A 9,824-nucleotide genomic window follows, 5' to 3' on the forward strand; every position below is an offset into this window, starting at 1 on the left:
CCGTTCTGACCTTCGACAAGCCAGAACCTAGGCGGGACAACGGCATGTAGTGCACAGAACGGCTTAAACCACCCACACATGCGTCAGTAGAACCACAAATTACTGCTCGTGGTTCTCGTCGTCGCTGCCCGGGGCGCGGGAGGCCGGCGACGTCGGGATCGCGAACGGCGCGAGCACGTCGAACGCCGGGCCGCCGCCCACCTGGACGGTCAAGCTCAGCGAGTCGCCCGGGCGGAGGATGTCGGTCAGGCCCTGGGCCTGCAGCACCGGGCCGCCCTCGGCGGTGAAGACCTGGCTGCCCAGAGCCGGGATGGTGAACTTGGCCGGCTGCAGGGCGGGTGCGCTCGGCTCGGCCGACGCCGACGCATCCGGCGTGGGCGCGACCGTGGCGCCGGACGAGGACGCGAGAGCGCCGACGCCGATCTGCGTCGCCGAGACGACGGCGGCCGGCACCGTGTTCGGCGGCGGACTGGACTGCTGGGGCACCGGCCCGCTGGTGATCATCACGGTGATCTCCTGCTGGCTCTGGTTGAACAGGCTGACCTCCAGCGGCGCGGTGCCGTTGGCGGAGTAGCCGGTCGGGCCGTTGTAGGCCACCTGGAGATTGCGGATCAGGAGGGTGCCGTCGGGACTCTGCGCATTCAGCCCGGAGACCGGGCTCTGCAGCAGCGCGGTCTCGGCGACCTGCCCGGCCGAGCAGCCGGAAAGTGCGATCACGGCGGCCATCGCGGCACCCGCGGCCAGAGTGACGCGGCGGGTTCCGAGCGAGCGCATCACGATCCTCCAAGAGACGACACCAAAGGGCGTAAGCCTCAGCGTAGAGGTCGGTGATCTGGAGCGTGCGCCGACCCGTCCATTCAGACCACCCGGCCACTGAAGATCAGCAACAGGACGTCGATCAGGGCCACCACGATCACCGCGCGGAACATCGCCACCCGGCGTCCGGCGGCGCGCCGGGCGGCGTACCACCCCAGCGGAAGGACCACGACGGCGGCCGCGGTGGCCGACCAGCCCGCCCACGACGGCGGTCTGGGGGGTCCGAAGACCAGCGTGAGCGTCGCGCCCAGGAGAAGCACCGCGGCGGCGATCATGGAGCCGGTGGCGCCGAGCCGATGGGGCAGGCCGTGGACCCCGGTGGCCGCGTCGTCGTCGAGATCGGGCAGCACGTTCGCGAAGTGCGCGCCGCCGCCGAGCAGTGCGGCCGCCGCGACCAGCCAGGCCGGCGGCGCGGGATGGCCCGGCAGCGCGGTCACCACGAACGCCGGCAGCAGGCCGAACGCGACCAGGTAGGGCAGCACCGAGAACACCGTGGACTTCAGCGGCCAGTCGTAGAGCAGCGCGACCCCGGTGGCCACGGTGAGGATCGCGGCCGGCTCCAGGCCGAACGGCGCGGCCAGCACGGGGACCGCGAAAGCCGAGAGCAGACCCGCGATGCCGACCGTACGCCGGGAGACCGCCCCCGCCGCGATCGGCTTGTCCGCGCGACCCGCCTGCCGGTCCCGCACCGCGTCCAGCCAGTCGTTGACCCAGCCCACCGCCAGCTGGGTGGCGCCGACCGCCAGGAAGATCCCGGGGATCGCCCAGCCGCGATGGCCCACGCCGACGGCGAGCAGGGTCATCGCCACGGTCACCGCGAGACCGGGCTCCGGGTGGGACGACCGGATCAGGGCGAGGGGGCGAGCCATGGGAGCAGTGTGGTGGTTGTGCTCGAGGCGTGCCACGCTCGATCACATGCGGTCGATGGCCCGGAACGATCCGCGGCAGTACGACGAGCTGGCCGACCAATGGTGGCGGCGCGGCGGCGGCTTCGAGATGCTGCACTGGCTGGCGGCGGCCCGGGCCGCGCTGATCCCGCCGGCCGATCGCCCGGGCGCGGTGCTGGTCGACGCGGGCTGTGGCGGCGGCCTCCTGGCCCCGCACGTGGCCGGCAAGGGCTACCGGCACGTCGGCGTCGATCTCCGCCGGGCCGGCCTGCGACAGGCCGCCGAGCATGGCGTACGCCCGGTGAACGGCGACGTGACCGCGCTGCCGATCGCCACCGGCGCGGCCGACGTGGTGGCGGCCGGCGAGATCCTCGAGCACGTCACCGACCTGCCGGCCACCGTGGCCGAGCTGGCCCGGGTGCTGCGGCCGGGCGGGCTGCTGGTGCTGGACACGGTCAACGACAACGCGCTGAGCCGGTTCATCACGGTCACCGCCGGCGAGCGGCTGGGCTTCGCCCCGCCGAACCTGCACGATCCGGCGCTGTTCGTGCGCCCGCGCCGGCTGATCGCCGAGTTCGCGAGCCATGGCGTACGCGTCGAGGTGCGCGGCGCCCGGCCGACGATGACCGGGCTCTTCCGGTGGCGGGTGCTGCGCCGCGGCGGTGGCCGGATCGTGCCGTCGGGGCTGAAGACGGTGCTCTACCAGGGGACCGGGCGCAAGGAGGGGGAGCGTTCATGATCGACGAGGCCCGGCGGCTGGTGCCCCGGTTCGCGGCCCGGGCGGCCGCGCACGACCGGGAGGGCACGTTTCCCGCCGACGACTTCGCCGACCTGCGTGCGGCCGGGTTTTTCGGGCTGATGGCGCCGGAGCGGCTGGGCGGGGCGGGCGCCGGCTTCGCGGACTATGCGGCGATCGCGTACGAGCTGGCCCGCGGCAACGGCGCGACCGCGTTGATCTTCAACATGCACGCGTCGGTGACCGGCGCGCTCAGCGGCGTGACCGACGAACTGGCCGAGGCGCTGGGCCTGCCGCCCGAGGCGCTGGAGGCCCGCGACGACTATCTGCGGGCCGCCGCCGGGGGTGCCTGGTACGCGGTGGCGATGAGTGAACGCGGCGTCGGCTCTCGGCTGTCCCAGATGAGCACCAAGTACCGCCCGGTGGACGGTGGCTACCGGATCGAGGGCGCCAAGACGTTCTGCTCCGGGGCGGGCCATGCGGACGCGTACCTGGTCGCCGCGCGCAGCGCCGAGGAGCCGGAGAAGGTGTCCCAGTTCCTCGTTCCGGCCGGCGCAGGTTTACGGGTCGACCCGACGTGGGATGCCCTGGGGATGCGCGCGACCGCCTCGCACGACCTGCACGTCGACGTCACCGTGCCGCCCGGCGCCCTGCTCGGCGGCGTCGAAGGCCTGGCCCTCGTGGTGGCCCAGCTCGCGCCGCACTGGATGGTGGCCAGCTACGCCGCGGTCTACGTGGGCGTGGCCCGGGCCTCGGTGGACGCCGCGATCGAGCACGTCAACGAGCGCAAGCTGGCCCATCTGCCGGCGATCCGGGCCCGGATAGGGCGGGCCGACGCGGCCGTGGCCGCCGCCCACCTCGCGGTGATGGAGGCGGCCCGGCGGGTCGATGCGGCGCCCGGCGAGACCGAGACCAACCGCTGGGTGTGGCGGGCCAAGCTGCTGGCCGGCACGACCGCGGCCGAGGTGGCGGCCTCGATGCTGGAGGCGGCCGGCACCTCGGCGATGCGCCGCGGCCACCCGCTCGAACGGCTCTACCGCGACGCCCGGGCCGGCTCGCTGCAGCCGGCCACCAGCGACGTCTGCGCCGACTGGCTCGGGGTGGACGCGCTCGGCGGCGATCCCGACTCGGACGGGTCCGCCCCGCGATGGTGAGCCATGCGGCGATCGCCGGGGTGGGGGTCGCCTTGCCGCCCGCGGTCCGGCAGGACGATCTCTGGGCCGGCTACTTCGGCCGGCAGCACACCGGGGCGCGCCGGGTGCTGGCCGAGCGGATCTTCGCGAACGCCGGCGTGCGCAACCGGCAGGCCGCGGTGAGCCCGCTGCTGGAGGACGTGTCGGAGTGGTCGACCGAGCGCCGGATGCGCCGCTACCAGGCCGAGGCGGTGCCGCTGGGCAAGGAGGCGGCGAGCCGGGCGCTCACCGACGCGGGCCTGGCCGCCGACGAGCTGGGCCTGTTCGCGGTCTGCTCGTGCACCGGCTACGCGACGCCGGGGCTGGACATCCTGCTCGCCCGTGACCTGGGGATGGCCCCCGACGTGCGTCGCCTGTTCGTCGGGCACATGGGCTGTTACGCGGCGCTGCCCGGGCTGGGCGCGGCGGCCGACTTCGCGATCGCCCAGGGCCGCCCGGCGCTGCTCCTCTGCGCCGAACTGACCAGCCTGCACCTGCAGCCGCCGGCCCTGCGGGCCGACATCCAGCAGATCGTCTCGCACGCGCTCTTCTCGGACGCCGCGGCCGCCGTCGTGGTCACTCCGGGCAGCAGAACCAAGCGTGCGTACGCCGTCCGTGAGGTCGCCGCCGTCACCGACAGCACGACCGCCGACCACATGACCTGGGAAGTCACCGATCGGGGCTTCCGGATGGGCCTGTCCCCGCGGGTGCCGGACGTGCTCGCGGTGCACGTCCGCAAGCTGGTCGACGACCTGCTGGCCCGGCACGACCTGACCGTCGCCGAGGTGGACGGCTGGGCGGTGCACCCGGGCGGCCCCAAGATCCTCGACGTGGTCCAGGAGCGGCTCGGGCTGGACGACGGGGCGCTGGCCGCCTCCCGGGAGGTGCTCGCCGCGTACGGGAACTGCTCCTCACCGACCGTGCTGTTGGTCCTCGATGTGCTGCGTCGCCGGGCGCGGCCACCGCGCCGCGTCGTGCTGCTCGCGTTCGGGCCCGGGCTCACCCTCTACGGGGCGCTGCTCGAAACCTCTGCTGTCACAGAGCTCGACACTTCTACAGTCACACTGTGAGCGGCGATCGGGCACGTGGGGTGGCGCTGTACGCGACCGCCGCCCTGCTGCTGGCCGGCGGGACCACTTGGTGGTTCCGCGCGGCGCCGCGTCCGGCGGCCGACCCCATGATCGCGCAGTGGCAGGCGAGCGCCGTGCGGCTGCTGCCGGACAAGGCCGACCAGGACGACGCGGACACCGTGGCGCTGGCGGCCAACTCGGACCACGAGATGGTTTCGGATGTCGACCCGGGCACCTACCAGGTGTCGGTGGTCTGTGTCGGCGGTCCCGACAGCCGGGTGCGGGTCAGCATGGACGACACGGCCATCGACTCGGGGCTCGGCCTGAAATGTTCGGACGATTCCCAGGCGGAACAGTTCGACGTGGGCACTTCCGGCCGGCTGCGGCTGCACGTGTCCGTCGGGGATGTCGGCCCGGTGGTCTTCCGATACATCCTCCTGCACACCGCCGGCTAGCGAACGCTCGGCTAGAGGCGGGCCAGCTCGGGCTTCAGGAGGCCGACCGCGGCGATCCGGGGGAGGGTCCGCACGATCGTGCCGCCCTTGTCGACCAGCAGCACCGCGGCGGTGCCGTCGGCCGGGCCGAGCTTGAGCTGGCTGCGCACGGTGCCGCTCGGGTCGTGCAGCACCCGGATGGTCTTGCCCTGGGCCTGCGGGGTGGCGCCGGTGGGCGGGGTGCCGACGCCGGCCGTGGCGGTGACCCGGGCGTTGGTCACGGTGACCACGGCGACCTCGGGGCGGACCGCGGCGATCGTGTCGGCCACCAGACTGTCACAATCGCAACCGTCGATCAGCAGGATCACGGCGGGTAGCTGCCCGCGCAGCGGAACGGTCTGCCCATCCGACCCGATCAGCTCGAGCGCGGGCAGCGTGGTGACGCCCGGGCCGGTGCCGGTGTTGCTGTCGTCGGTGGTGCTGGCGGTGCGCTGGGTGGCCGGCTGGCGGGGCGGCCCGGGCCAGGCGGAGGCGAACAGGCTGGCGACGGTGACCAGCACGGCCATCGAGATGATCAGAACGGGGGCCCGGACCGCGGTGACGCCGATCTTGCGTACCCGGCGCATGGCGGGGCGGTTGACGAACCGGCGCCAACGTGTCGGTTTGCCGGCCAGACGCAGCTCAGCGCGGACCGCCTCGACCTCGTCGGAGAGCTCGGACAGATCGTCGGGGATGACGATCACGCCCCACTCCTCGGGGAGGTCGGGCAGATCATCGGGCGAGCCGCCATCGGACGGCCATCCGCCGTTGTCGCTCGGAACAGCCATAACCCACCCTATTTCCACTCCCCTGGCCGACCCGGAGTTCTTCGGACGGGGGCCTGAAGTCCAGCCTTCCTTAACCTTCGCCCGACCGCCAGTAGTGCGCGCTTCCGGACCTTAGCGATAAGCTTGACCTCACAAACGGCGTAGGTGCGAAATATCCGACTCGTTGGGCAAAGCGGTCACGCTTTCGTCACGGTGCGTAACCGAGGCAGGTCTCAAGGCTTCTGTCAAGCCGTAGAAAGGCCCGTCACAAGGCCCCTGAGCAGCACTAACAGTCACCGGCAGAGGGGGACATAGCTGCCTGAGCGTGTTACCCTAGACACAGCGAAAGGGGCTTCGAACCTATGGTTTTCAGTGTCGGCGAGACCGTTGTTTACCCCCACCACGGGGCCGCACTCATCGAGGCAATCGAAACTCGGGTCATCAAGGGCGAGGAAAAGCAGTATCTCGTTCTGCGTGTTGCCCAGGGTGATCTGACCGTTCGGGTGCCCGCTGAGAACGCCGAGATCGTCGGCGTGCGCGAGGTGGTTGGCGAGGAAGGCCTGGGTAAGGTCTTCGACGTCCTCCGCGCACCGCACACCGAGGAGCCGACCAACTGGTCGCGGCGTTACAAGGCCAATCTCGAGAAGCTGGCCTCCGGTAACCCCCTCAAGGTTGCCGAGGTTGTTCGTGACCTCTGGCGGCGCGAGCGTGAGCGCGGTCTCTCGGCCGGAGAGAAGCGCATGCTGGCGAAGGCGCGCGACATCCTGGTCGGCGAGGTCGCTCTCGCGGAGAAGAGCACCAAGGACGAGGCCGAGGTTCTCCTCGACAAGGTCCTCACCGAGGCCTGACCGGACGCTTCACCCCATATCTCTGCCCAGGACCGCGACGTGACCGCGCAGCTCAATGCTCGGGGTGACGTCGCGGTCCTTGTTCCGGCCGCCGGTGCGGGCCTCCGGCTCGGCCCGGGCGGTCCCAAGGCCCTCCGGCTGCTGGCCGGGGAGCCGCTTCTGGTGCACGCCATCCGCCGGGTCGCGGCGGCGGACTCGGTTCGGCTGATCGTGGTGGCCGCCCCGGCCGCCGAGGTCGAAGCGGTGCGCGAGCTGTTGGCCCCCGTGGCGCCGGTGACCGTGGTGGCCGGCGGCGCCGAGCGGCAGGAATCGGTATCGCTGGCGCTGGCCGCGGTGCCGGCCGAGATCGAGGTCGTGCTGGTGCACGACGCGGCGCGTGCGCTCACGCCGCCGCAGCTGATCGAGTCGGTGGCCGCCGCGGTGCGTCAGGGGCACCCGGCCGTCATCCCGGTGCTGCCGGTGGTCGACACGATCAAGGAGGTCGGCCCCGGCGAGCTCGGTCCGGGCGAGCCCGGCCCGGGCGAGATCGTGCTCGGCACCGTCGACCGCAGCGTCCTGCGCAGCGTGCAGACCCCGCAGGGCTTCCGGCACGAGGTGCTCGCCGCCGTGCACGCGTCGGCCGACGGCGCGCTCACCGACGACGCCGGGCTGGTGGAGAAGGCGGGGCTGCCGGTGACCTGCGTACCCGGCTCCGAGCTGGCCCTCAAGATCACGCGACCGCTGGACCTGATCCTGGCCGAGGCGCTGCTGCACGTACGCTCGCCGTGATGTTTGTACGCTGAGCGCGTGATTGATCAGCGGGTCGGTGTCGGTACCGACGTGCACGCCTTCGCGCCCGGCGAGCCCTGCTGGGTGGCCGGGCTGTTCTGGCCGGGCGAGGTCGGCCTGGCCGGGCACTCCGACGCCGATGTCGCCGCGCACGCCGCCTGCGACGCGCTGTTCGGCGCGACCGGGCTCGGCGACCTGGGCAGCAACTTCGGCACGAGCCGGCCGGAGTGGGCCGGCGCCGCCGGGACGGCGATGCTGGCCGAGACCGTGCGGCTGGTGCGGGCCGCGTCGTTCGAGGTGGTCAACGTCTCGATCCAGGTGATCGGCAACCGCCCCAAGATCGGTACGCGGCGGGCCGAGGCGCAGCAGGTGCTTTCCGAGGCGGTCGGCGCCCCGGTCACCGTCTCCGGCACTACCACCGATGGACTCGGCCTGACCGGCCGGGGCGAAGGACTGGCCGCGATCGCGGTGGCCATGGTCAGATCAACGGCATGAGCGTCCCGCTGCCCGACACCGTCCGCCGTCTGGTCGACTCCACCACCTTCGCGGTGGTCACCACGATCAACGCCGACTCCAGCCCGCAGTCGACCGTCGTCTGGATCAAGCGGGACGGCGACGACGTGCTGTTCTCGACGATCCGGGGGCGGCGCAAGACCCGGAACATGGAACGCGACCCGCGGGTGTCGATCTGCGCGTACGACCCGGCCGACCCGTACTACTACTTCACCGTCGAGGGCACGGTCACGCTGGTCGAGGAGGGCGGCGACGAGCTGATCGACGAGCTCAGCCACAAGTACGACGGCAAGCCGTTCACGCCGACGCCGGGCGCGACCCGGGTGGTCTGCCGGCTCACCCCGGACCGCGTCGTCACCCACTGATCGGCTCGCGGCGGCCGGCCCCGGTTCCGCCGCCTCACTCGAGGCGCCGGTACGCGGAGCCGGCCCCTTCGGCCTGACTGGCGGTCAGCGAATACGCTCGACGCGTGGGCCCCGACCTCGATCCCGAGACCACGCCGGAGGAGTACCGGCAGCGTGCCCTGCTGCTCGCCGACCTGGGCCGCTACGACGAGGCGGCCGGCGAGATCGCGGCCGGGCTGAGCGTGGCGCCGGACGAGCCGAACCTGCTGGCCACGCTCGCCCGGATCCACCTGGCCGCCGAGCAGCCGGCCGAGGCGCTGGTGGCCGCCGATCGCGCGGTGGCGGCCGCGCCGCAGACGCTGACCACGCTGGTCGTCCGGGCGATGGCGCTGACCGACAGCCGGCGGTATGCGGACGCGGCCCGGGTCGCCTCGGACATCCTGCGCGGGTGGCCGGCCGACGCGTACGCGCAACGGACCGGCGCCGCCCTGCTCAGCGAGTCGCGCAACGGCCAGGCGGCGCTGAACGCCGCGTGGAACGCGGTGCGGGTGGCGCCGGCCGAGCCGGAGGCGCACCTGGTGCTGGCGGTGGTGGCCGCCCGGCTGCAGCTGTTCGACCTGGCCCAGCGGGCGTACGCGGAGGCCCTGGACCTCGACCCGGCGATCGGGACGGCGCAGAGTGATGTCGGGATTGTCCGCTTCGAGCGCCGTCGGTGGGCGCAGGCGCTCGAGGGCCTCGCGGACGACGCGACCTTCCCGTTCACGGCCGACGAGCCGCCGCCCGAGGAGGGGCCGGGGGCGGTCGGCGGGCCGTCGCCCTATCCGCAGCCGTTCCCGAGGCCGTACCAGGCGCCCGACCGGCCCGAACCCGAGACGCCGCCATCGCTCTCCTCGGCCGGCTGGGCCGGGGAGCAGGCGGTGAGCCGCCCCCGCGGCCCGGTCCTCGACTCCTCGGCCGACGAGATCGCCACGGTCCGCCGGGGCACCCAGATCGCCGCCAACAGCACGCTGATCGCCGCCGTCGTGGCCGCCGCGATGGCGACCGCGAGCGAGGGCATCTCGCGGGCGTGGGCCGCCCTGTTCGGCCTCATCATCGTGCTGGGCGTCCTGATCTGGCTCAAGCGCAGCATTCCCGGCCCGCTGGGCGCCGCGCTGGCCCGGCTTCGGGCGAACCACCGGTGGCTGGCCGTGGCGCTCTATCTGAGCCTCGCCGCGCCCCTGCTGCTGCCGGTTTATGCCCTGGTCGGCGGCGTGATTCCCCTGATCGCCGGGATGCTCCTGGCGGCCGTGGCCAACATGGTCGTCCTGACCAGGCGCTGACACCGCGGCTGACCCCTAATGAGTGCTAGGAGTTGGTCGTTCGGGCAGACTCCTGGGTTGGTAGCCGCTGGCCGGTGAGCACTTCGTGCCCCTGGACGTTGAGTCCTGAGC

Annotated in this window: 12 protein-coding genes; 9 read left to right on the forward strand and 3 right to left on the reverse strand. The window is 72.8% G+C overall.

Annotated elements, in window-relative coordinates; genetic code table 11:
• Positions 1 to 99: 99 nt before the first annotated feature.
• Positions 100 to 774 (reverse strand): hypothetical protein, encoded by a 675-nt coding sequence (locus IH26_RS0151610; protein ID WP_030443663.1) that lies wholly within the window; start codon positions 772 to 774, stop codon positions 100 to 102.
• Positions 775 to 857: 83 nt separating this feature from the next.
• Positions 858 to 1,685: a UbiA family prenyltransferase gene (locus IH26_RS0151615; RefSeq protein WP_030443664.1), complete on the reverse strand. Its 828-nt coding sequence runs from the start codon at positions 1,683 to 1,685 to the stop codon at positions 858 to 860.
• 46 nt (positions 1,686 to 1,731) lie between these two features.
• On the opposite strand from IH26_RS0151615, the gene IH26_RS0151620 reads away from it, so the two are divergent.
• From IH26_RS0151620 to IH26_RS0151635, 4 genes are read left to right on the forward strand one after another with little or no spacing between them, the layout of a single operon-like run.
• Positions 1,732 to 2,442, forward strand: a complete 711-nt coding sequence (locus tag IH26_RS0151620) for a class I SAM-dependent methyltransferase (protein WP_030443665.1) — start codon at positions 1,732 to 1,734, stop codon at positions 2,440 to 2,442.
• Positions 2,439 to 3,593: an acyl-CoA dehydrogenase family protein gene (locus IH26_RS0151625; protein ID WP_030443666.1), complete on the forward strand. Its 1,155-nt coding sequence runs from the start codon at positions 2,439 to 2,441 to the stop codon at positions 3,591 to 3,593. The genes IH26_RS0151620 and IH26_RS0151625 overlap by 4 nt, the downstream gene beginning before the upstream one ends.
• On the forward strand, positions 3,587 to 4,681 hold the full coding sequence (locus tag IH26_RS0151630; RefSeq protein WP_034218203.1) for a type III polyketide synthase: 1,095 nt from the start codon (positions 3,587 to 3,589) through the stop codon (positions 4,679 to 4,681). The genes IH26_RS0151625 and IH26_RS0151630 overlap by 7 nt, the downstream gene beginning before the upstream one ends.
• Complete coding sequence (locus tag IH26_RS0151635) at positions 4,678 to 5,136, forward strand: DUF6023 family protein (protein ID WP_030443668.1); 459 nt, start codon at positions 4,678 to 4,680, stop codon at positions 5,134 to 5,136. The genes IH26_RS0151630 and IH26_RS0151635 overlap by 4 nt, the downstream gene beginning before the upstream one ends.
• A gap of 11 nt (positions 5,137 to 5,147) precedes the next feature.
• Here IH26_RS0151635 and IH26_RS0151640 read toward each other — a convergent pair whose 3' ends face one another.
• Positions 5,148 to 5,942 (reverse strand): hypothetical protein, encoded by a 795-nt coding sequence (locus IH26_RS0151640; protein ID WP_030443669.1) that lies wholly within the window; start codon positions 5,940 to 5,942, stop codon positions 5,148 to 5,150.
• Positions 5,943 to 6,283: 341 nt separating this feature from the next.
• Between IH26_RS0151640 and IH26_RS0151645 the strand changes: the two genes are divergently transcribed.
• The 5 genes from IH26_RS0151645 to IH26_RS0151665 all read left to right on the forward strand — a co-directional run bounded on the left by IH26_RS0151645 (position 6,284) and on the right by IH26_RS0151665 (position 9,713).
• Positions 6,284 to 6,769 (forward strand): CarD family transcriptional regulator, encoded by a 486-nt coding sequence (locus IH26_RS0151645; RefSeq protein WP_030443670.1) that lies wholly within the window; start codon positions 6,284 to 6,286, stop codon positions 6,767 to 6,769.
• 39 nt (positions 6,770 to 6,808) lie between these two features.
• The gene (gene ispD / locus IH26_RS0151650) at positions 6,809 to 7,537 is read left to right on the forward strand and encodes a 2-C-methyl-D-erythritol 4-phosphate cytidylyltransferase (protein WP_030443671.1); all 729 of its coding nucleotides are present in this window, start codon (positions 6,809 to 6,811) and stop codon (positions 7,535 to 7,537) included.
• Between the two features lie 18 nt (positions 7,538 to 7,555).
• Positions 7,556 to 8,032, forward strand: a complete 477-nt coding sequence (gene ispF, locus IH26_RS0151655) for a 2-C-methyl-D-erythritol 2,4-cyclodiphosphate synthase (RefSeq protein ID WP_030443672.1) — start codon at positions 7,556 to 7,558, stop codon at positions 8,030 to 8,032.
• Complete coding sequence (locus IH26_RS0151660; RefSeq protein WP_030443673.1) at positions 8,029 to 8,415, forward strand: PPOX class F420-dependent oxidoreductase; 387 nt, start codon at positions 8,029 to 8,031, stop codon at positions 8,413 to 8,415. Before ispF ends, IH26_RS0151660 begins: the two co-directional genes overlap by 4 nt.
• A gap of 104 nt (positions 8,416 to 8,519) precedes the next feature.
• A complete protein-coding gene (locus tag IH26_RS0151665) occupies positions 8,520 to 9,713 on the forward strand; it encodes a tetratricopeptide repeat protein (RefSeq protein WP_030443674.1) in 1,194 nt (397 codons plus the stop codon).
• Positions 9,714 to 9,824 lie beyond the last annotated feature (111 nt).

The organism is Actinoplanes subtropicus (assembly GCF_000721705.1).
GTDB classification, from domain to species: Bacteria; Actinomycetota; Actinomycetes; order Mycobacteriales; family Micromonosporaceae; genus Actinoplanes; species Actinoplanes subtropicus.

Coding starts and splice junctions, on each gene's coding strand:
- IH26_RS0151610 (WP_030443663.1), bottom strand. CDS start 774: ATGCGCTCGCTCGGAACCCGCCGCGTCACTCTGGCCGCGGGTGCCGCG.
- IH26_RS0151615 (WP_030443664.1), bottom strand. CDS start 1,685: ATGGCTCGCCCCCTCGCCCTGATCCGGTCGTCCCACCCGGAGCCCGGT.
- IH26_RS0151620 (WP_030443665.1), top strand. CDS start 1,732: ATGCGGTCGATGGCCCGGAACGATCCGCGGCAGTACGACGAGCTGGCC.
- IH26_RS0151625 (WP_030443666.1), top strand. CDS start 2,439: ATGATCGACGAGGCCCGGCGGCTGGTGCCCCGGTTCGCGGCCCGGGCG.
- IH26_RS0151630 (WP_034218203.1), top strand. CDS start 3,587: ATGGTGAGCCATGCGGCGATCGCCGGGGTGGGGGTCGCCTTGCCGCCC.
- IH26_RS0151640 (WP_030443669.1), bottom strand. CDS start 5,942: ATGGCTGTTCCGAGCGACAACGGCGGATGGCCGTCCGATGGCGGCTCG.
- IH26_RS0151645 (WP_030443670.1), top strand. CDS start 6,284: ATGGTTTTCAGTGTCGGCGAGACCGTTGTTTACCCCCACCACGGGGCC.
- IH26_RS0151660 (WP_030443673.1), top strand. CDS start 8,029: ATGAGCGTCCCGCTGCCCGACACCGTCCGCCGTCTGGTCGACTCCACC.